Source organism: Bacillus thuringiensis (genome assembly GCF_022095615.2).
GTDB lineage: Bacteria > Bacillota > Bacilli > Bacillales > Bacillaceae_G > Bacillus_A > Bacillus_A cereus_AG.
Window position 1 is genome coordinate 4,003,384 of sequence record NZ_CP155559.1, and the last position, 21,835, is coordinate 4,025,218.

The following is a 21,835-nucleotide window of genomic DNA, read 5'->3' on the forward strand; positions in this document are numbered from 1 at the left end:
TAAACACCTCCTAAATAGAATTCATCATTTGAAACATTGGCATAATCATCGCTAAATACATAAGAACAACTATTCCTCCAATACACGTAAATAAAATTGGTTGAATGATCACTAACATACGTTTAACTTTTTGCTCCACCTTTTCCATAATAAGATCGCTATAGTCACCTAATTCAATCGCCAAATTACCGTTTGCTTGTCCGTGCGTAATAATATAAGAAAGTTCTTCCTCATAATATCCACTTTTAGCAATAATAGATTGTAACGGTTCTCCCGCAATTAATTGGCGTTCAATTCGGCACGCTTCATACTGAAAGAACGGATGATATTTTTGCTCCATCATTATTGTTAGAGCCTCAAGTACTGATAGTCCGCCGTGTAATAAACCGCTCAATTGAGTGGCGAAATAATGTGAATGCTTTAAAATAAGAAATGTTTTTACGAGGGGGATACGAAGCATAATTTTTACCTGCTTCATATGCGGAAGTTTCTGAAAGTAAAATATATATACGCTACAGCCAATCATAACGATTAAAATAGTGCCAAAAATAAGATAGGGTAGTAGCTTGATTGCACTTAATATTTGTTCTGTAAATAACGTTGCTGTAGAACCAAACGAACTATATACCATGTCAACCTGTGGTAATAAAATGCGATTAAAAATCAAAATCATGATTATTAAAAAAAACGCCAAGAACATAGGATACTGCATTATTTTCATCATATCTTTCCTATACTTATCCTTTTTATAAAGAAGTGCGCTCCCTTGTTGCAATGCAAAAGAAATATCACCATGTTTCTCGGCATAAAATAAATAACTTAACATCTCCTGATGAAACTTTAATTGATGAAAAGAATCGTGTAGACTTTTTCCATCTTTTAATCCATCAATCATGCGCTGCAATTGTACTTTCTTTTCTAAAGGTAATTGAAACCGTAAAAATTCTAATGCCTGCAAAAGGGAGTATCCTTTTTCTAATAGTTCTCCCAATCGTTTAAGCAATACGACTTGATCACTTAAACTCCATATCTCCTTAAACATAAACATCCTCTTCTAAAAATCCTAAAGCGTATCCTTTTCGTATCAAAGATTCTAATGTTTCATGCTTGTATGTGACACATTCCCCGTTTGCTTCTTTGATCGCTTGTTTTAACTCATATCCATATAACAACTCATAAATACTCGCTTGTCTCACCTGCCTCATTGATTTACATAAAGTTGAGCACATTCTTTGGCAAAACGGACACTTCAATTCGACAAGTCGCTGTGCAGCTATAGCTAATAAAGATTGTTCAATCTCTTGCCTCGTTATGCCAAAATCCATGAACCTGAGTATCGCTCCTTTCGCATCATTCGTATGCAGTGTCGTCATTACTAAATGTCCAGTCAAACTTGCTCTTATAGCAATTTTCGCTGTTTCTTCATCACGAATTTCACCGACTAAAATAATATCTGGATCATGACGTAAAATAGCCTTTAGTCCCGCCTCATATGTGATACCTGCTTTTTCATTTATTTGAATTTGTAATACATCGTCATTTCTTTTTTCAACTGGATCTTCCAGTGTAACGATGCGTCGCGTTTTCTTTTTTCTAATTACCTCTAATAATGCATACATTGTTGTTGTCTTTCCAGAACCAGTCGGTCCAGTAAATACGAGTAACCCATGTGAATAACTTAAAAAAGAGAGTAGTTTTTTCGCTGTACTTGGAAATAACGAAAGATGAGATAACGGCTGAATAGATGCTTGTAAATGAAGTCGAATAACGAGACTTTCTTGGTATACGGTTGGAAGCGTGGAAAGGCGTAAATATACTTCTTGTCCATCCATTTGTAAATACAGTGAACCATTTTGTGGCTTCCGCTTCTCTCCTATATCCATGGATGCTAAAAATTTAAAGTGTGAAACAAGTTTTTCTCCAAATTCTTTTTCAATACAATGTTTCGTCATTAAATCTTTTCCTATACGTAGTTGTACTACTACGTCCTTCTGCCGGGGCACAATATGTAAGTCCGACGCTTGTACCCTGCACGCCTCTTTCAAAATCGTATTCGCAAAAATTTCAATTCCATTCATCATTTTTCCCTCCCCACTATGTATATAGCATGAAAAAACAGATAAGAAAAATCGGAATTTTTGTATTTTCACTAGAATAAAAAGGGAAAATATGTTTGTGAAATTATGAACAATTTCCGAATTATTGTCTGAAATTACCTATATGGAAGTTTATCTGTATTATAATGTTATTATCTTGGATAAAGTGATAAAGGTGGAGATCCTCATGGAACAAGCTTTAAAAATTACAGGTGTATTATCTGATCCAACTCGTTATTACATTTATAAATATATTTCTCAAAAACATAGTTACGTAACTGTACAAGAAATTGCAGATGAGTTTGATATTCATCCAAACGTAGCACGTTTACATTTATCTAAATTAGAAGATGTTCATATGCTGAAATCAGAAACGAAGAAAACAGGAAAAGGCGGAAGACCAAGCAGATTATATGTATTATCTGAAGATGTTATCCAATTGCAATTTCCATTCCGTGACTATCAATTGTTAGCAAGAATAGCATTTAATTCTTTACTTAGCCTTGGCGCTGCTGGTGAAAAAGCGCTATACGAAACAGGAAAACAATTCGGGGCCGAATTAATGCAACAACATATGCATCGTTTAAATGTGAGTGAAGATGCTTTAACAGTAGAGCAAAAAGTTCAAATTGCAAAAGAAGCTTTCTCAACAGCTGGCTTATCACCTGCATTTGAATTAAGTGCAGATGGAACGAAAATTTTCTATGATGTACACAATTGTCCATTTAAAGAAGTTGCTGTTCATCACCCAACTGAAATTTGTAATATGCACGGAGATATGATGAAAGGGATTTTTGAAATCCTATTCCCTAACACGGAATTAACACGAAACGATAGTCTACTAGATGGATGTAAATCTTGTAATTATAAACTAACAATTTAATTTCTCATATAAAAAGAAGCCATTTATAAATGGCTTCTTTTTATATGAACGAATATTTACAATAGTAAGAAAAATAAACTATAATAAGGTGAGGTTTACTTTTTTTAGAAAAGGAGGGAGATGGCATGGAGCGCATGTTTCGCGTTCTCGGCTTTTGGACTGGAATTTTCTCGGTTATGTTTTACGTAGGGGATATGCATTCGACCGCACTACTATTTTTAGGACAAACAGGTTTCTTCGTACTTTTAAGCTATTTAAATTTAACAGAGCGTATGTATATATACGTATTCGGGGCATATTTAACTGTTTTCTTCATAGGATTTACATACTACACGACGTTTTTACTTGTCCCTGGGGCTGGACATTAAAAGATGGCATTTTGCCATCTTTTTTTAATTCCGCAATTTCCTAGTTGACTTATAGGTTTTATTACCTTATATTCTATATAACAGATTGGAATTAGGGGGAATCAACATGAATACACTGCTTGTCGGAATTAACGTTGCAGTCATGCTCATCTTAGTTGGCGTATTATATTATATGCAACGTAAGCATGTATCTTTTAATAAACGCGTATTTACTGCTTTAGGAGTCGGAATTCTATTCGGTCTTATATTACAATTTATTTATGAACCAACTTCTAAAGTAATTATTGAATCAAATACTTGGTTTGGCTTAATCGGTAACGGTTATGTGAAATTACTTCAAATGATCGTTATGCCACTTATTTTAGTATCTATTATTTCAGCATTTACAAAATTACAATTAACGAAAAATCTTGGTAAAATTAGTGGTCTTATTATCGGAATTTTAATTCTCACTACAGGAATTGCTGCAGCTGTCGGTATCGCTGCAAGTGCAGGATTTGATGTATCAGCAACAGGCCTACAACAAGGTGATGCAGAATCTGCTCGTCTGAAGCTAGTTGAAGAAAGATTTACTTCTATTGAAAAAACAACAATTCCAGATAAATTATTAGAACTATTGCCTACAAATCCGTTTCTTGATTTAACAGGTGCTCGTCCAACATCAACAATTTCTGTTGTAATATTTGCAGCCTTTATCGGTATCGCCTTTATAGGTGTAAAACGAAAATATCCAGAACAAGCAGAACTATTTAAGAAAATGCTTGATGCTGTATATGCAATCGTAATGCGTATGGTAACATTAATTTTACGTCTTACTCCATACGGCGTATTAGCTCTTATGGCAAAAACAGTTGCTGGTAGCGACATAAATGCTATTTTAAAACTTGGTAACTTCGTGTTAGCATCTTACGTAGCACTTATCGTAATGTTCGTTATCCACTTATTATTAATTGCTCTATCTGGTTTAAACCCAATTCAATATTTAAAAAAGGTGTTCCCTGTATTAACATTTGCATTCACATCTCGCTCTAGCGCTGGTGCAATGCCATTAAATATTGAAGCGCAAAAAGAAAAGCTTGGTATTTCCGAAGGAATTGCCAACTTCGCAGCATCATTTGGAGTATCTATCGGACAAAACGGTTGCGCAGGTATTTATCCAGCAATGCTTGCAATGATGGTCGCTCCAACTGTAGGAATCGATCCATTACAACCACAATTTATTTTAACTTTAATCGCTGTCGTTGCTATTAGCTCATTCGGTGTTGCCGGTGTTGGTGGCGGTGCAACATTCGCAGCATTAATCGTACTATCTACAATGAACTTACCAATCGGTATTGTCGCTCTTGTTATCTCAGTTGAGCCATTAATCGATATGGGTCGTACAGCTCTTAACGTAAGTGGTTCTATGACAGCAGGTCTTATTTCTAGTAAATGGCTTGGTGAATTAGATCAAGATACGTACAATCAAGATGATACAAAAACTGGCGAAATCGCTTCATAATAAAAAGGACGCTAACAAAACTGTTAGCGTCCTTTTTTAGTTCTTTTCATCTTCCTCTTTATCTTTTATACATAAGGCATCACGTATATATATAACGAAATATACCGTTTTCATTTTTTAATAACTATTAATTTAAAATTAAAGACTAACTATTATTCCTCATCTGCAAACTGTAAAAACTCTTCCAACCGCTCCTTTAACTCCTCCTCTATCTCACAATAAGATTCATCAACAAGTTCACCACTTAGCTTACTTCCCCAAAACCTTATTTGAAGCGGTACTCCTAAAAAATAATTACAACATTCCCAGATAGGAACTGTATAAAATTCAATCATCTTTCCTTCTTCATCTAATACAGCTATCGAAATGGATGAAGAATATCCTGTTTCAAAAGGATATTCTTTATCTCTGATGAGTTCTATAAATAATTCCATGTTTTTTTCTATGTACAAATGTGAATAATCTTTAAAAAGTTTAAATGATATTCGCTCTATTTCCTTTTCCATACACTGAATCTTCTCTTTCAACTCCAACGTAAACTCCAGTTCTTTATACTTCATTTCCGTCTCCTTACCCATAGAAAAAGAGAATACAATAACATATTCTCTTTTCTCAAATATATTTCATTATCTCACAGCCCGTCCTTCTCACAAATAACCATTTTGTTCGCACCATTTATGAAATTGTCCTACGTCTACTCCAACTAACACGATATCCTTTAGCTCTACATCAATGCTTTGTTCTCCAATTTCAATAGCAAACTGCGATTCTAATTTTGTCTCGCTGTTCTTTACAATTCCAATTCGGTTCCGATGCGGTCCATCTTTTATATATGCTTTTTGTCCTACAATATCAAAGTTCAAGACTCTCACCTCTTTTATTGCGCTTAAATTTGAAATACGAACTCAAATTCGGAAAATTTCCTTTCCTTGCACTATTTCTCTATATATATGACGAAACAATAAAAGAGTCCTCCCTTCTTTACAATTATTTTTTCTTTGTATCATTTTTGTGATGGAAACGTAAATTTTATAATAAAACACACTTGGAAGCGCTTTCTATGTAGTTTTTTATGTTATAATGTATAAGTAGAACTTCGTAAAGAGGGTAAAAAAAATGAATACAAAAATGATTAAAAAAGTAATTGACGCATTAAAAGTATATGGCTTTCAGAATGTATCATTCTGTGACAAAACGAAACAATTTTTATTTCATAACGAAATGGATATTATGAGCGGCTATGCAGAAATAACATATAGTAGTCAATTTGAAAAATTTAACGTACAAATTCATCCAATTGAAACACATCACCAAGCAGAGTTACAAGAGGTTGAAAGACATATACAGGCTTGTATAAGAAAAGTAGAATATTTAAACGCACTTCTTAGCGGGCAAACAAAACTAGATGACAAAATTATTATAATGTAAAAAAAAGAACGTGATATCCTCACGTTCTTTTTTTTACATTATACGTTCATCTTTTCCTTCAGTTGTAATCCTGTAATGGATTGTAATACATCCATTGCTTCTCCAAATGTCATATCAAAGATTGTCTTATCTTCTATATACGGGAATTGTCTAAAGCGCTTTTCTAACATTTTCACGGCGTCCGACGTAAAGCGTGCACTATCAATGCCAAATTCTGTTTCAAGAAGAACGATCCAATCTAACACATGAAAACCTAATCCATTTACGAATGAAATAAGTTTTTTTTCTGGCTGTGAAGATAAGAATACGTTTCGTTCCATCTCATCGAAAAGTTCTTCACCTAAAACTTCTGCTAATTCATCATCATGTTCGCGTTCAATAATCTCTTCATATCCGTAATCATCAACAAGCTCTTCTACCTCTTCACTATCCTCACAAAGCAATTGACTAAGAAGTGCATCTTTCTTAAATTCACTATTTTGTACGACTTCTAAAAAGCTCGTTTCCCATCCATTTTCTAATTTCATATTATATACTCCTTTATATACGTTTCTTATCATCACTGTACCCAAAAGATCACTTTTATAACCTTTTAGACAGTTACTATTATTTCACGTGATCCATAACATAAGATGCAAATTCAGTTGCATCTCCTTCAAAAATATTTATTTCTGGCAAATGATAGAACGTTGTTTCAAGCGGGTTTCTTTCATGGTATACATATATCTTTTTCTCTAGCGCAATCGCCATTCCAAACTCTGTATGACTCCCATTTCCGCCATCTAATATAAGTAAAAAGACATTCGCTTCTTTAATAGCATTCTTTTCTGCCTGACCAATTTCTCTTAATTGATCTTGATTCACTGCTCTTTCGTTTCTAGTCCAATCATATGTATGGTGCCATCCTGCATGTTTCAGTTCATTTGCTATAGAACGTACAAGATGTTTATTTTGGAATCCTGAGGCGACATAAAAATTCATTTATATACACTCCTTCATTATGTACGGGAAACTCCTTTTAGCGTTACTTGCTATAAACATAATAAAGAACGACTTCAAAAAAAAATCCCTATCTTTAAAACTTATTTGCGTTTAAATGATGGGATTCTTCATGCTCTTCTTTTATTTTCTTCTTTTTATAACTTTCATCAGCTAACATTTCTAGCTCAGCTGTTATTTCTGATTTTTCAAGCTCTCTTTCTTGCGAAAATTTCCTTGAAATATAAACAATAACACTACCAACGTACAACACAAAGCATATAATAAGTGCAGTATTTTCATAGAGACTTAGCTCCAACACAGTCACTCCTAATCCATTCGTATTTTCACGCTTCATTAATTGGAATTTCCCTACTAATCCATTTGTTATTGTAACATAAAAATATCAATCCTTGGAATCTTTCATCCTACTAAAAAAGACATGATTGTTTCATCATGCCTCTGAAATATGTTGAATGATTGTTTGAATTGCTTCTTTTCCATTATATTTTTTTAGAGCTGTTTTATACATCTCATTATTTTGATTTAATTCTTCGACATGTTTTATAAGAGATTTCACAGTCACATCTTCTTCATACAATACAGAAGCATATCCTTGTCTTTCAAAAGACTCTGCATTTAGTATTTGATCTCCACGACTTGCAAATTTCGATAGCGGAATTAAAACCATTGGCTTTTGCAATGTTAAAAACTCAAAAATGGCATTAGAGCCCGCACGTGAAATAACAAAGTCTGTTATCGCTAATATGTCTGGCAGCTCTCCATGTATATATTCAAATTGTTTATATCCTTCTTTATTTTGTAAACTTTCATCAAGATTACCTTTTCCGCAAAGATGAACAATTTGATATTTTTTCAGAAGTTCTGGTAACGCCTCTCGAACCGTTTCATTAATTTTCTTTGCGCCCAAACTTCCTCCCATGATTGTAATAACTGGCTTTTTACGTGAAAAACCTAAAAACGCTAAACCTTTTTCACGATTTCCTTTTAGCACTTCTTCACGTACAGGAGATCCTGTATAGATTACTTTTTCTTTCGGTAAATGTTTCGCAGCTTCTTCAAATGTAACAAATATTTTCGAAGCAAAACGGAGCGCAATTTTGTTTGCTAGTCCTGGCGTCATATCAGATTCATGTAATAAAACAGGGACTCTATTTAGCCATCCTCCAATTACGACTGGTACAGATACGAAACCACCTTTTGAAAAAATCACATCCGGTTTTAGTTTTCGAATCCTTACATACGCATCCATGACACCCTTCATTACAAGAAAAGGATCTTTTATATTTTTCAAATCAAAATAACGACGTAGCTTCCCGCTTGCAATACTATAGTACGGAATGCCTTCCTTTTCTATAATCGTTTTCTCAATTCCTTGATGAGAACCGATATAAGAGATATCCCAATTCTGTTCTTGTAAATGTGGAATGATGGCTAAATTAGGTGTTACATGTCCTGCCGAACCGCCACCTGTAAAGACTATTTTCTTCATACGTCTCCCCCTTCTACACTATAATACACTAAAATATCTTGCTTCAGGGTGAGAAAATACCATAGCCGTCACAGATGCTTCTGGCTCCATCATAAATCCTTCCGTTAATGAAATACCTATTTCTTCTGGATGAATAAGGCGAAATAACTTTTCTTGATCCGCAAGTTCTGGACATGCTGGATAACCAAAAGACACGCGTATCCCTCTATATTTCGTACGGAAACGTTCTTCCATCGTCAGTTCTGGTGAATCTGGAATACCCCAGCGATCACGAATGAGCATATGTGTTTTTTCAGCAAGTCCTTCTGCTAGTTCAAGCGCTAACGATTGAATGGCATGACTGCGTAAATAATCACCCTTCGCCTTCCACTCTTCAGCAATATCCCGAACGCCTTCCCCAACCGTAACAGATAGGAAAGCAACATAGTCCATTTCATCTCCAACTGGTCGTAAATAATCACCTAAAGTACGATATGGTGCCTTTCCTTGTCTTGGGAATGTGAAACGTTCTATAACACTTGTATGATCTTCTGGATCATATATTACAATATGTTGTCCGTCGCTTTGCGCTGGGAAAAATTGATACACAGCTTTCGGTTTTAACCAAGATTGTCCTTCCTGCAATAATTCGTCTATTAAATCATTTAATGCGTGTGCTCTCTTATCTCCCTCTCGCAGAAGCTTCTTCACATTTCCTTTTAATCCAAGGTGATGTCCAAGTAGCATTTGTCTATTTAGAAATGGAGCGAGATGAAGGGCGGGAATATCACGTAATACAATTCGCTTTGTTGAATCAGGTATCATAACCTCAGCCTTCGGTAATGGTTCAATTACTGCTGGAATTTCTACTTTCTTATCCTCTTTTTTTACGATATGAAGATGACGCTCTTTTTTATCTTGTTTCATCTTTTCGCGTTCTTCTTCTTTTTGAAGCTTATTAATGATATCAAGCCCCGTCATTGCATCACTCGCATAGCATACAAGCCCTGTATATGATGGTGAAATACGGTTATCTGTAAACTTTCTCGTTAACGCTGCCCCACCTACAACGATTGGAATATCAATATTTGCCGCTTTTAAATCTTCAGCAGTCGTTACCATTTGTTGCGCTGATTTTACTAATAAACCAGAAAGGCCAATAATGTCAGGCTTCTTTTCTTGTACTTCTTGTACAATTCGATCCGAGCGAACATTGATTCCTAAATTAATAATCTCATATCCGTTATTCGATAAAATAATTTCAACGAGGTTTTTCCCAATATCATGTACGTCACCTTTAACAGTTGCTAATAATACTTTCCCTTTTTTCGCACTCTCGCTAGATTCCATATGTGGCTCTAAATAGCTTACAGCTGCTTTCATACTTTCAGCACTTTGCAATACTTCGGCAACGATAAGCTCATTATTATTAAATAGTCGTCCCACCTCATCCATTCCTGTCATAAGTGGCCCATTAATAATATCCAAAGGTTTTCTTCCTTCTGTAAGTGCGAAGCTTAAATCTTCTTGTAGCCCTTGTTTCGTACCTTCTACAATGTAATTTGCCAGCCTTTCATCAAGAGTTAATGTTTCTTGGATAACGACAGCTTTCTTTTTTGCCGCGCGATAGAAATTTGTAAATTCTTCTAACGTCTCTTGCGTCGTTTCAAAAAGTAATGCATCTGCAAGACGTTTTTCTTCCTCTGGAATTGACGCATACCGTTCTAATTTTTCCGTATTCACAATCGCGTAATCTAATCCTGTTTTCGTTGCATGATATAAAAAGACCGAATTTAATACTTCGCGGCCAGCTGGTGGTAAACCAAATGATATGTTACTTACACCTAAAATCGTTAAACACTCTGGTAATGCTTCTTTAATAAGGCGAATTCCTTCTATCGTCGCTGCCGCTGAACCCATATATTCTTCATCACCTGTACCTACAGGGAATACAAGTGCATCAAAAATAATATCTGACGGGCGTATACCATATTTCGTTGTCAATAACTCATAACTTCTTTTCGCGATTTCGAGTTTGCGTTCTGCACTAACCGCCATACCATCTTCATCAATTGTTCCTACAACAATAGCAGCACCATATTTCCGAAGAAGCGGCGTCACTTTTTTAAATCGTTCTTCTCCATCTTCTAAATTAATTGAATTAATAACAGCTTTTCCTTGAATATAAGTAAGAGCTCGCTCCATCACATTTTCATCTGTTGAATCAATCATAATTGGTACTTTTAATACTTTTGTAACTTCTGCCAAGAAGTTTTCCATATCTTCTATTTCATCGCGATCAGGATCTGCCATACAAATATCAATAATATGAGCATTTTTCTTCACTTGCGCTCTTGCGACTTCAGCAGCCTCTTCAAATTTCCCTTCTGCTACTAATCTTTTAAATTTACGTGATCCAATAACATTTGTTCTTTCACCAACAAATAACGGTCTCATAGAATCATCATACTGCAGTGCCTCTAATCCACTAACTCCGTGTCCATCTCTTTCGTGATGTTCACGCGGCTTAAGAGACGCTAACGCGGATTTCATTGCTTTTATATGTTCTGGTGTTGTACCACAACAACCACCTATAATATTAACCCATCCTTCTTCAGCAAATCGCTTCACTTTTTCAGCGAGAGAAGATGGAGATTCATGATAATGTCCATCTTCATCAGGAAGACCTGCATTTGGATAACAAGAAATGTAACACTCCGATAAATCGGATAGGGAACGAATATGGTCTCTCATAAACTCTGGACCAGTCGCACAGTTTAATCCAACAGACAATGGCTTCATATGTTCTACCGATAAGTAAAAAGCCTCAATTGTTTGCCCAGCCAGAGTCGTTCCCATCGGTTCAATCGTTCCCGAAATCATGATAGGCACAATTTTATTTAGTTCGTCAAAAGCTGCTTGGATTCCAATATAAGCAGCCTTCACGTTACGCATATCTTGACTCGTCTCGACGAGTAATACATCTACGTCGCCATTTAATAAGCCTCTTGCCTGCCGTGTATAGGCTTCAATTAATTCTTCAAACGTCACACCACCAGTAACACTAATCGCCTTCGTTGTCGGCCCCATTGCTCCCGCAACATATACTTCCTTCCCGCTTTCGTTGACCGCTTGCTTTGCTAAACGCGCTGCCTTCTCATTTAGTTCCTCGTCTAAATGAGACAGCTCATAATCACTTAATACAATGTTTGTCGCCCCAAATGTATTTGTTTCAATAATATCCGCTCCAGCTTCAATGTAAGATTTATGGATTTTCAAAATGACATCAGGCCTTGTTTCTACTAAATATTCATTACACCCTTCGTACTCTTCTCCTCCGAAATCTTCCGCAGTTAAGTCCTCTTGCTGAATCATTGTTCCCATTGCACCATCTAATATTAAAATGTTATTTTGTAGTTTTTCTTCTATACATTTCATCAGTTAATACCTTCTTTCACTTCTTGCTTTTCTCTCACATATTTAACAAGATGTTCTGTAATTTCATATTTTAGAAATGGTGTAATAAGATAAATGCCGTTAAAATATTTCATCGCCGCATCGATCAATTCTTGTGAAATGCGAATCCCTTCCTCAATTGCTGCCTCTTTCGTTTCATGTCCATCCATTCTCTCCCTTATTTCTTCAGGTAGAGTAATACCCGGCACCTCAAAATGAAGGAAATCTGCATTCCTTTTACTTATTAATGGCATAATCCCAATAAAAATAGGTTGTTCCAAATGCTTTGTCGCTTCATACACTTCTTCAATTAATGCGATATCGTAAATCGGCTGCGTTAAGAAATATTCTGCTCCAGCATCTATTTTCCGTTCCATTCGCTTAACCGCTGCTTTTAAATGTCTTACATGCGGATTAAACGCACCTCCCACTGAAAACCTTGTTGCTGGACCTATTGATTTCCCTAAAATAGAGCGCCCATCGTTCATCTCTTTAATCATTTTAATGAGCTCAATAGAGGACAAATCATATACAGAAGTGGCACCTGGAAAATCACCAACGCGCGCTGGATCTCCAGTTAAAGCTAACACTTCTTCCATACCTAACGCTGATAGGCCTAGTAAATGAGATTGTAGTCCGATGACGTTATGGTCTCTACACGTTAAATGAGTCAATACTGGAATATCGTGTTTCGTTAATAATGCCCCCATTGCCATATTTGAGACGCGTGGCGATGCTAATGAATTATCTGCTAGAGTAATAGCATCTGCCCCAGCTCTTTTCAATGCTCTTGCTCCTTCAAAAAACCGCTGCGTATCTAACGTTTTCGGTGGGTCTAATTCCACTACTACTGTCGTTTGTTTTTTTGCTTTCTCTGCTAAAGTGACATGAGCTTTCGAACGTTTCTCATGTGTATGAACTACTTTCGGTCTTTGAATCGTATCCTTTTCTATTACAGGTGTAACGTTTAAAGTAGCACGTTTCATACTTTCAATATGTTCTGGAGTCGTGCCACAACAACCACCCAATAACCGAATACCTTGCTCAATAAATTTCGGCGTCATCGCTTCGAAATAAGCCGGACTTCCCTCATATACGTAACGTCCCTCCACATAATTCGGGAGACCTGCATTTGGATATGCTGACAAGTAGCCATTTTGAGGAATCGATATCATTTTAAAAGCTTCCGTCATGTGAAGTGGCCCTAGTTGGCAGTTCAATCCAACAACATTTGCACCGTAATCTAAAAGCTGTTTTAATATTTCATTTACATCATTTCCATTTTGAGTCGTACCCGCCTCATGTAACGCTAATTGAGCTACAATTGGAATATTCGTTTGTTTTCGTAACACCTGAACAGCATGAAGTAATTCAAACTCATCATAAAAAGTCTCTAATAACAGTCCATCAACCTGTTCTTCTAGTAATGCACTCGCCTGTTCCAATAACATAAATTCTCGCTCCATATCAGTTGTCGTTACAGCTCCGATATGTTTCATACCACCAATTGTTCCTAAAATTACATTTCTGTCTGTAACAGATGCTTTCGCAATCTTCACTGCCGCTTTATTAATTTGAACAACTTGATTCTCTAAGCCATACATACGTAATTTTGCTTCATTTGCTCCGTACGTATTTGTTTGAATCACATCTGCCCCAGCAGCTACATATTGCTTATGAATCGATATAATCAAATCTGGATCAGATATATTCAATTCTTCAAAACTACTTTGCAAGCCATGTGAATGTAATAAAGTTCCAACCGCGCCATCACCTATTACAATTCCTTTTGATAATAAATCTAGTAATTTCACAAATCTCCCTCATTTCTATCAATATAAAAACCCCCTCTTCACTTTGAAGAGGGGGACATAATCGATCCTCCTCTTATCATGCAAAACATTCGTTTTGCAGGTATTAGCACCGTTTCAAACATTTCGTTTGAAGGTTGCCGGGTTTCACAGGGCCTTTCCCTCCACCGCTCTCAATAAGAGTTTGTCTTTATTATTTTATTTATGTAGCTAAAAGGAAATACGTTCCCCTTTTAACAATGTTTGTTAATTTTTTAATAAATTTAGCATGCACAAATACAAAAGTCAATGACACTTGCGGAAAAATAAAAATTATTTAAAATAAAGTTGCAATTCAATTATCTTTTGTTGTAAAGTTAAAAACATAATAAAATTTCATACGAACATTCTTATCTAGAGAGGTAGAGGGACTGGCCCTATGACGCCTCAGCAACCATTAACATTTGTTAATAAGGTGCTAATTCCAGCAAATTGTGAAAGATTTGACAGATGAGAAGAAGACTCTATTCAAACCGAAAGCCTTCTTCTTAGAAGGCTTTTTTTATTTTACATTCACTTAATTGTTAATTTAAAAAGGAGGAATTTTTAAATGTCAACTATTGAAACAAAACTAGCACAAATCGGAAACCGGAGCGAAACTACAACAGGAACTGTTAATCCACCTGTTTATTTCTCAACTGCTTATCGTCACGAAGGAATTGGTAAATCTACTGGTTTTGACTATTCACGAACTGGAAATCCAACTCGCGGCCTGTTAGAACAGGCAATCGCAGACTTAGAATATGGTGAACAAGGTTATGCCTGTAGTTCAGGGATGGCAGCTGTTCTCCTCGTCCTTTCCCTATTCCGTTCTGGAGACGAACTTATTGTATCCGAAGATTTATACGGGGGCACTTATCGATTATTTTCTGAGCACGAAAAAAAGTGGAACGTTCGATGTAGATACGTAAATACACAATCTATTAAACAAATTGAGAAAGCTATCACAACTGAAACGAAGGCTATTTTCATAGAAACTCCGACTAACCCATTAATGCAAGTTACCGATATTGCCGCTGTCGCAACCGTAGCGAAAAGACACGGACTACTTCTTATTGTAGACAACACATTTTATACGCCTTATATACAGCAGCCATTAACAGAAGGTGCCGACATTGTGCTTCATAGCGCCACAAAATATTTAGGAGGACATAACGATGTACTAAGCGGTCTTGTCGTTGCAAAAGGAACGGAACTTTGTGAGGAAATCGCTCATTATCATAATGCCTCTGGTGCGGTTTTAAGCCCATTTGACTCATGGCTATTAATTCGCGGTATGAAAACGTTAGCGCTTCGTATGAGACAACATGAAGAAAATGCAAAAGCAGTTGTTGCTTATTTAAATAATGAAGACGGGGTGACAGATGTATTTTATCCTGGAAGAGGCGGCATGATCTCATTTCGTCTGAAAGATGAAACATGGATTAATCCCTTCTTACAATCTTTATCCTTAATTACATTTGCTGAAAGTCTTGGTGGTGTTGAAAGTCTAATGACGTATCCAGCAACGCAAACACATGCTGATATCCCAGAAGAAATCAGAACAGCAAACGGTGTATGTAATCGTCTTCTACGATTTTCCGTGGGTATTGAAAATAGTAACGATTTGATTCAAGACTTAGAGCAAGCCATTAAACTTGTAAAAGAAGGTGTAAGAATATGAGTTATTCGATAGATACACTCTTACTGCACAACCAATATAAACACGACTCGCAAACAGGAGCTGTTAACGTTCCCATCTATAACACATCAACATTCCACCAATTTGATGTAGATACATTCGGAAAATATGACTATAGCCGCTCTGGTAATCCAACTCGTGAAGCTCTTGAAGATATCATCGCTTTATTAGAAGGCGGAACAAAAGGATTTGCCTTCGCATCAGGAATTGCAGCGATTTCTACTGCATTTCTCCTTCTTTCACAAGGCGATCACGTACTCATTTCAGAAGACGTATATGGAGGCACTTATCGAATTATAACTGAAGTTCTCTCCCGTTACGGTGTTTCACATACATTTGTTGATATGACCAATTTAGAAGAAATAAAGCAAAACATTAAGCCAAATACAAAACTCTTTTATGTGGAAACGCCCTCTAATCCACTTTTAAAAGTGACAGATATTCGTGCAGTTTCTAAACTTGCAAAATCTATCGACGCCCTTACTTTTGTTGATAATACATTTTTGACACCACTATTCCAGAAACCACTTGATCTTGGGGCCGATGTCGTTCTTCATAGTGCCACAAAATTCATTGCTGGTCATAGTGATGTTACTGCCGGATTAGCGGTTGTAAAAGATACCGAACTCGCTCAAAAACTTGGATTTTTACAAAATGCATTCGGTGCTATTTTAGGTCCTCAAGATTGTTCTCTCGTACTTCGCGGCCTAAAAACATTGCATGTACGTCTTGAGCATTCAGCTGCAAACGCCAATAAAATTGCACACTATTTACAAGAGCACGCTAAAGTTCAAAATGTCTATTATCCTGGCTTACAAACACATCTTGGATTTGATATTCAACAATCACAAGCTACATCAGCCGGAGCTGTCCTATCTTTCACTTTACAATCAGAAGACGCACTCCGCCAATTTTTATCAAAAGTAAAATTACCTGTCTTTGCAGTTAGTTTAGGAGCTGTCGAATCGATTCTTTCCTACCCAGCTAAAATGTCACATGCAGCCCTGTCACAAGAAGCTCGTGATGAAAGAGGGATTTCTAATTCATTACTTCGGTTATCCGTCGGCCTTGAAAATGTTGACGATTTAATATCTGATTTTGAAAATGCCCTTTCTTATGTAGAAGAACCTGTAAATGCGTAGAGAAAAAAGAAGATATGAAATTAAGTTTTCATATCTTCTTTTTTATGCTGTTAAGTATATTTTTCACTTTTCGTATAGTTCATACAAAAACGAGAGAGTACCACCTATTTCCAAATTATAAATTAATTGATATATTAAGAAGTAAAAAAAGGGGGGGAAATAATGGATACTTGTGCAGATGTTTTAATCGTTATCGATTTACAAAATGGAGTATGTTATAACGAAGAGCATTTATTTGATCTACAAAATTTACTTCCAAAAGTAAATAATAGAATTTCTTCATACAGAAAATCAAATAAATCAATCATTTTTGTTCAACATTGTGATGAGGATTTAGTACCTGAAAAAGAACTTTGGGCTCTTCATATTGATCTAGATGTTCAAGAACAAGATTTTTTTGTAAGAAAAACACATGCAAATTCATTTTATAAAACAAACTTAAAAGAAATTTTAGAGCAATTATCTGTACAGCGTATTGAATTTTGTGGTGCCCAAACAGAGTACTGCATGGATGCTACGATAAAATTTGCGCATGGACTAGGATATGAAAACTTCATGGTACAGAAAGCAACCTCTACGTTAAACAATCCATTTATGTCCGCAAAAGAGACAATTGATTTTTATGAGAATATATGGAACCACAGATTTTTAAAATTGATGAAAGATGAAATCTAGAATACATAACTAATGTCTTGGTAATTCTAAGATTTATCAGCTATATTCAAACATTTCATTTTCACCATAAAGAAGCTGACTACATTTAGCTTCTTTTCTTTTTAACCTGTTTTATATTCTAGATATTACATTACAATCCCTTTATCTTATTATTTTAAAAATTTTGTATATTCATTTGAAAGAATAAGAAAATCATGGTAAGATTGTGTTACAAATATATCTATATCTTTCAATTTTTAAAACGCATCGAAATTTTCACTCAAAAATGTCATTTTACAAAACCGTGCTAAATCATCTACTTTATTTACATCAGAGTCTCTTTTCTTACAATTTCTTTACTTTAGGACTTTTTTTCTGCAACAACTGTTTTCTTTTCTTTAATTTTTTGGTATGTATAGTATGGTATAACAGCTCACACGGAGGTGGAAAAGAACATGTTAGAAACCTTTCAAAAAGAAATAGAACTATATGAAAGCAATGCAGAATTATTGAAAGTACTTGCTCATCCTGTTCGCTTATGTATTGTAAAAGGATTAATTGAACGTGGTCCAAGCAACGTTTCTACAATGTACACTGGCTTAAACATGCCACAATCTACAATTTCACAGCATTTAGCAAAGTTAAAAAGTGCTAAAATCGTTTCTAGTGAAAGAAAAGGATTGGAGATTTATTACAAAGTAGAAAACGAAACAATTATTCAACTCGTTCGCGTATTATTAGGTTAGGGACTAATAAACAGAAAAAAAGGACGTATTTTATATTTTTCATCTCATATCTTTAATATAAATATATATCATGAGAGGAAATATATGATACTACATAAGTCGTATTAAAAAACAAGACACAGAAATATGCTGTGTCTTGTTTTTTATACTTTTAAATACCGTTCCAAGTGTAACTGTTGCATATGTTTCGTATGTATAACAACATCAAATGCACTCCCTAATCCTCCGCTCAAAATCATAGAACGAACTGCTCGATTTTGTTTTTGAGTTTCAGAAAAAGGATTCCGATCTTGATGATTGGTAAGCTGGTCTAATATTCCTGCTGCTAACAAAAACTCCGATTGCTTCTTATGCCATACTATATCCATGCCTTGCAGGCTAAACATCTCTTTCAGTTCGTCCCAATGAATATGAGTAGTAAGATCCATTTCACCTGGATGCGCTAAAGGATTACGGATTAACTTATGCTCGTAATACCCTCGTAAACTTCCTTCTTGACGTGCAGGATGCATCCATTCTTCTTTTGTGTATCCATAATCAACTGTAATACATATACCTTTTTGAAACCATTTCGCAATTTCTTTTATATATTCTTCCATTGAAAGTGGTACTTCAAAACGCTGCCCTTCAGCAAGATGAATATTATATTTCAATAAGTATCGACCAATGCTTTTATGTAACGGTCTACATACTTCTGCAAGTTTCCCTTCCTCTGTGTACGTAACACGTACTTCATACAATATTCCATTTCTCTTCTCAATTACTTCAACAGGAAATGCATCAAATAACTCATTCGAAAAAAGAATCCCATCGAATGATTCTCCCATTTCACTATGCGACGTATAATAGGACACATTAGAAAACGAACAAAGATTTTTCTGCTGTAAGTTTCTATGAAAAGGGCTCATTTCAATCACTGAATAGTTTAAATCAATAAAGGTTTCTGGAGATACTTGCTTCCACTCTTGTAAAACATCATAGGCAAACCTTCCTGTTCCCCCGCCAATCTCACAAATATTCGGAGCAACTTCACCATTTTCAACAAGACGAATAAAAAACTTTGCAAATGTTTTTGCAAAAACAGAGGATACGTTGCTACTTGTAAAAAAGTCCCCTTGTCTTCCAATTTTTTCACGCTCTTTCATATAGTATCCATGTTCCGCTGCGTATAATGCAAGGTTCATATATGTACTATATGAAATCGAATAATCCTTTTCTTTTTCCATCCATTTTCTAAAAATGAGCTCCATCCCCATAATGACTCCTTACTGTAAAAATGGATTATTTTCTTTTTCAAAACCAATGCTTGTTTCTGGACCATGTCCACATAACACCGCTGTTTCATCTGGTAACACAAATAATTTTTCTTCAATACTTCCAATCAATTCAGCAAAACTCCCACCAGGTAAATCTGTTCTTCCGATGCTCATTTGGAACAATACATCTCCAGAAAATACAGCATTCGCCTCTTTACAATAATAAGAAATACTGCCCGGAGAATGTCCTGGCGTCTCAAATATTTCAAAATTAAATGAACCAATTGCTAATGCACCTTCTGCATCAATAATACGATCTGCTGGTTTTGCTGTAATGCTACGATTCATCATAAAAATTTGAGAGCCATTTACAGTTGCATCGCCTAACCAATCTGCTTCTTCTTTATGTACGTACACAGGAATATGAAAAGCGTCTCTTACCGCATCAACAGCACCAATATGATCGAAGTGAGCATGTGTTAATAAAACAGCCAGTGGCTTTAATTGTTCTTCTTGTAAATATGTAACGAGTTTCTCTCCTTCGTGACCAGGATCAAAGATAATACACTCATTTTGATCATTCGTTAAAATATAAGCATTCGTTTGTAATGGGCCTAACGGCATTTGTATCCATTTCATATGAAAATCTCCTCCAATTATTAAACTTACTTTCAATGATACAACATTTTTTTCTCTTAGGAAAAGAAAGGATGCTATCTCGACAATCATTTTTAAAACATGTACAATATAAAAGAGTAAATATTCCAAAAACTCATATTGAGGAATGGGTAGACAGAGGAGGATATTGTATGGGCCTTGTTATTATTTTTGCGCTAGTCACTCTGTTAGCTGTATTTGCTACGCTTAGAACACTTCGCGAAAAAAACTTATTCGCGGGCGGCTTTGCAATTGCAACTGTACTCGTTTTCGGATGGTTTACGATCATGACTGTTCTATATAACGGGTACCCACCAGCAGCTTAATTCATTTACATGTTATTCTTCATCAAGATTTCACACAAAAAGAGGAAGGGTTTCCCCCTCCTCTTTTCATATTTCACAACTTATACCATCTTCGCTTCGTATTTGTGCTTTTTTACAAGCCAAGCTCCTCCGATAACACCTGCATCATTACCAAGTATTGCAATCGCTAACTTCGTGCTCTTTACAGCACGCGAGAAAGCATATTGCTCGAAATAACGTTGAATTGGCTCTAATAGTGCATCTCCAGCTTTAGACACACCACCGCCAATAACAATTTTCTCTGGGTTCAACGTACTAGCAAGGTTCGCTACAGCTAATCCTAAATAAGAAGCTACTTTTTCTACTACTTCGCCCGCTAGCTCGTCACCTTGTTCAAGCGCTTCAAATACATCTTTTGATGTAATACGCCCTTCTTCTGCTAACATAGAACGTAGCATACTCTCTTTATCAGTCTCTTGTATTTTTTGCATAGCAACACGCACAATACCTGTTGCAGATGCTACTGTTTCTAGGCAACCAGACTTCCCGCAATTACATGGGAAAGCATTTTCTGTAACGACTGTAATGTGTCCAATCTCACCAGCAGCACCGCTTACGCCGTGTACAATCTCACCATTGGCAATTACACCGCCGCCAACACCAGTGCCAAGTGTCATACAAATTAAATCTTTTGCTCCTTCACCAGCACCTTTCCACATTTCACCAAGCGCTGCTAAGTTTGCATCATTATCAATAACAACAGGTAATCCTGTTTCTACTTCTAATAAATCTTTTAACGGATAGTTTTTCCATCCTAAGTTAACCGCTTCGTAAATCATTCCAGATGCCACGTGTACAGGACCAGGAGCTCCCATACCAATACCGATTAACTTGCTTTTCAATTCGCCTAACTCTTCTAACTTTTTATCAATAGCTTTCGCTACATCAAGCGTAATATGTTTTCCTTGCTCATTTGTATTCGTAGGGATTTCCCACTTATGTAAAATTTCACCGTACACATTAATAAATGCTAATTTAATCGTTGTACCACCAAGGTCAACACCAACTAACCATTTCTCTTCCATGTTGCTTACCTACCTTTATCTAATTCTTATTTAGCTCTTTTTGAATTTCTTGCTTCAATAAAAATAAAGCTGTTTGATAGTCTTGTGGATCGATTAGCTGTGATTGATTTAATTCACGCAATTCATCTTGCATTAATTGTAAATCTGCAATTCGATCACCCGTATAAATAATCGTACCAAATTTCTTTAGCAATTGCTGAATATCATAAATAGATACCATTTCATCACCCTCTATGCTCACTTACTATAAAAAATTA

Annotated in this window: 23 protein-coding genes and 2 riboswitches; of the genes, 9 read left to right on the forward strand and 14 right to left on the reverse strand. The window is 35.7% G+C overall.

The annotated features are described in order from the left end of the window. Nucleotides 1-10 precede the first annotated feature (10 nt). A complete protein-coding gene (gene comGB, locus KZZ19_RS20735) occupies nt 11-1,042 on the reverse strand; it encodes a competence type IV pilus assembly protein ComGB (protein ID WP_237979489.1) in 1,032 nt (343 codons plus the stop codon). Then, nucleotides 1,035-2,078 (reverse strand): competence protein ComGA, encoded by a 1,044-nt coding sequence (gene comGA / locus KZZ19_RS20740; RefSeq protein WP_237979491.1) that lies wholly within the window; start codon nt 2,076-2,078, stop codon nt 1,035-1,037. Before comGA ends, comGB begins: the two co-directional genes overlap by 8 nt. Nucleotides 2,079-2,283: 205 nt before the next feature. On the opposite strand from comGA, the gene KZZ19_RS20745 reads away from it, so the two are divergent. The 3 genes from KZZ19_RS20745 to KZZ19_RS20755 all read left to right on the forward strand — a co-directional run bounded on the left by KZZ19_RS20745 (nt 2,284) and on the right by KZZ19_RS20755 (nt 4,848). Next, entirely contained in the window at nt 2,284-2,979 is a 696-nt protein-coding gene (locus KZZ19_RS20745; protein ID WP_088097748.1) for a helix-turn-helix transcriptional regulator, read from the forward strand. Nucleotides 2,980-3,104: 125 nt separating this feature from the next. Continuing rightward, complete coding sequence (locus KZZ19_RS20750) at nt 3,105-3,347, forward strand: DUF2626 domain-containing protein (protein WP_000440714.1); 243 nt, start codon at nt 3,105-3,107, stop codon at nt 3,345-3,347. Between the two features lie 106 nt (nt 3,348-3,453). Then, nucleotides 3,454-4,848: an L-cystine transporter gene (locus KZZ19_RS20755; protein WP_001094345.1), complete on the forward strand. Its 1,395-nt coding sequence runs from the start codon at nt 3,454-3,456 to the stop codon at nt 4,846-4,848. Nucleotides 4,849-5,000: 152 nt separating this feature from the next. Here KZZ19_RS20755 and KZZ19_RS20760 read toward each other — a convergent pair whose 3' ends face one another. Then, nucleotides 5,001-5,408 carry a hypothetical protein gene (locus KZZ19_RS20760; RefSeq protein WP_237979492.1) on the reverse strand — a complete coding sequence of 136 codons (408 nt, stop codon included), beginning with the start codon at nt 5,406-5,408 and terminating at the stop codon, nt 5,001-5,003. Between the two features lie 87 nt (nt 5,409-5,495). Further along, on the reverse strand, nt 5,496-5,711 hold the full coding sequence (locus KZZ19_RS20765; RefSeq protein ID WP_140392552.1) for a DUF3912 family protein: 216 nt from the start codon (nt 5,709-5,711) through the stop codon (nt 5,496-5,498). 253 nt (nt 5,712-5,964) lie between these two features. On the opposite strand from KZZ19_RS20765, the gene KZZ19_RS20770 reads away from it, so the two are divergent. Further along, on the forward strand, nt 5,965-6,276 hold the full coding sequence (locus KZZ19_RS20770) for a hypothetical protein (protein WP_001093232.1): 312 nt from the start codon (nt 5,965-5,967) through the stop codon (nt 6,274-6,276). 38 nt (nt 6,277-6,314) lie between these two features. Here KZZ19_RS20770 and KZZ19_RS20775 read toward each other — a convergent pair whose 3' ends face one another. From KZZ19_RS20775 to KZZ19_RS20800, 6 genes are all read right to left on the reverse strand, one after another. Next, the gene (locus KZZ19_RS20775) at nt 6,315-6,803 is read right to left on the reverse strand and encodes a hypothetical protein (protein WP_140392553.1); all 489 of its coding nucleotides are present in this window, start codon (nt 6,801-6,803) and stop codon (nt 6,315-6,317) included. A gap of 79 nt (nt 6,804-6,882) precedes the next feature. Further along, nucleotides 6,883-7,257, reverse strand: a complete 375-nt coding sequence (locus KZZ19_RS20780; RefSeq protein WP_237979494.1) for a nucleoside 2-deoxyribosyltransferase — start codon at nt 7,255-7,257, stop codon at nt 6,883-6,885. A gap of 94 nt (nt 7,258-7,351) precedes the next feature. Next, nucleotides 7,352-7,612 carry a DUF3966 domain-containing protein gene (locus KZZ19_RS20785; protein ID WP_000817963.1) on the reverse strand — a complete coding sequence of 87 codons (261 nt, stop codon included), beginning with the start codon at nt 7,610-7,612 and terminating at the stop codon, nt 7,352-7,354. Nucleotides 7,613-7,708: 96 nt separating this feature from the next. After that, complete coding sequence (gene murG / locus KZZ19_RS20790; RefSeq protein WP_088097753.1) at nt 7,709-8,767, reverse strand: undecaprenyldiphospho-muramoylpentapeptide beta-N-acetylglucosaminyltransferase; 1,059 nt, start codon at nt 8,765-8,767, stop codon at nt 7,709-7,711. An 18-nt stretch (nt 8,768-8,785) separates the two neighbouring features. Beyond that, on the reverse strand, nt 8,786-12,184 hold the full coding sequence (gene metH, locus KZZ19_RS20795) for a methionine synthase (RefSeq protein WP_237979495.1): 3,399 nt from the start codon (nt 12,182-12,184) through the stop codon (nt 8,786-8,788). Next, nucleotides 12,184-14,016 carry a bifunctional homocysteine S-methyltransferase/methylenetetrahydrofolate reductase gene (locus KZZ19_RS20800; RefSeq protein WP_237979496.1) on the reverse strand — a complete coding sequence of 611 codons (1,833 nt, stop codon included), beginning with the start codon at nt 14,014-14,016 and terminating at the stop codon, nt 12,184-12,186. The genes metH and KZZ19_RS20800 overlap by 1 nt, the downstream gene beginning before the upstream one ends. A 70-nt stretch (nt 14,017-14,086) precedes the next feature. After that, a riboswitch (SAM riboswitch) is annotated at nt 14,087-14,196 on the reverse strand. A 203-nt stretch (nt 14,197-14,399) separates the two neighbouring features. Next, nucleotides 14,400-14,509: riboswitch (SAM riboswitch) on the forward strand. Nucleotides 14,510-14,602: 93 nt separating this feature from the next. Here KZZ19_RS20800 and metI point away from each other — a divergent pair. The 4 genes from metI to KZZ19_RS20820 all read left to right on the forward strand — a co-directional run bounded on the left by metI (nt 14,603) and on the right by KZZ19_RS20820 (nt 18,275). Then, nucleotides 14,603-15,715, forward strand: coding sequence for a cystathionine gamma-synthase/O-acetylhomoserine thiolyase (metI, locus tag KZZ19_RS20805; RefSeq protein ID WP_237979497.1), 1,113 nt, complete (start codon nt 14,603-14,605; stop codon nt 15,713-15,715). Continuing rightward, the gene (gene metC / locus KZZ19_RS20810; protein ID WP_237979498.1) at nt 15,712-16,875 is read left to right on the forward strand and encodes a cystathionine beta-lyase; all 1,164 of its coding nucleotides are present in this window, start codon (nt 15,712-15,714) and stop codon (nt 16,873-16,875) included. Before metI ends, metC begins: the two co-directional genes overlap by 4 nt. 162 nt (nt 16,876-17,037) lie before the next feature. Beyond that, the gene (locus KZZ19_RS20815; RefSeq protein ID WP_237979499.1) at nt 17,038-17,550 is read left to right on the forward strand and encodes a cysteine hydrolase family protein; all 513 of its coding nucleotides are present in this window, start codon (nt 17,038-17,040) and stop codon (nt 17,548-17,550) included. A 434-nt stretch (nt 17,551-17,984) separates the two neighbouring features. Then, nucleotides 17,985-18,275: an ArsR/SmtB family transcription factor gene (locus KZZ19_RS20820; RefSeq protein ID WP_000894375.1), complete on the forward strand. Its 291-nt coding sequence runs from the start codon at nt 17,985-17,987 to the stop codon at nt 18,273-18,275. A 143-nt stretch (nt 18,276-18,418) separates the two neighbouring features. Here the strand turns inward: KZZ19_RS20820 and KZZ19_RS20825 are convergent, their stop codons facing one another. Next, on the reverse strand, nt 18,419-19,531 hold the full coding sequence (locus tag KZZ19_RS20825) for a class I SAM-dependent methyltransferase (RefSeq protein WP_237979500.1): 1,113 nt from the start codon (nt 19,529-19,531) through the stop codon (nt 18,419-18,421). Nucleotides 19,532-19,540: 9 nt separating this feature from the next. After that, on the reverse strand, nt 19,541-20,170 hold the full coding sequence (locus tag KZZ19_RS20830; RefSeq protein ID WP_237979501.1) for an MBL fold metallo-hydrolase: 630 nt from the start codon (nt 20,168-20,170) through the stop codon (nt 19,541-19,543). Nucleotides 20,171-20,340: 170 nt separating this feature from the next. Here KZZ19_RS20830 and KZZ19_RS20835 point away from each other — a divergent pair, with 170 nt between their 5' ends. Further along, on the forward strand, nt 20,341-20,514 hold the full coding sequence (locus tag KZZ19_RS20835) for a DUF2759 domain-containing protein (protein ID WP_000524847.1): 174 nt from the start codon (nt 20,341-20,343) through the stop codon (nt 20,512-20,514). A gap of 80 nt (nt 20,515-20,594) precedes the next feature. Here the strand turns inward: KZZ19_RS20835 and glcK are convergent, their stop codons facing one another. Further along, on the reverse strand, nt 20,595-21,578 hold the full coding sequence (gene glcK, locus KZZ19_RS20840) for a glucokinase (protein ID WP_237979502.1): 984 nt from the start codon (nt 21,576-21,578) through the stop codon (nt 20,595-20,597). 19 nt (nt 21,579-21,597) lie between these two features. Continuing rightward, a complete protein-coding gene (locus KZZ19_RS20845) occupies nt 21,598-21,798 on the reverse strand; it encodes a YqgQ family protein (protein WP_000253699.1) in 201 nt (66 codons plus the stop codon). Between the last annotated feature and the right edge of the window lie 37 nt (nt 21,799-21,835).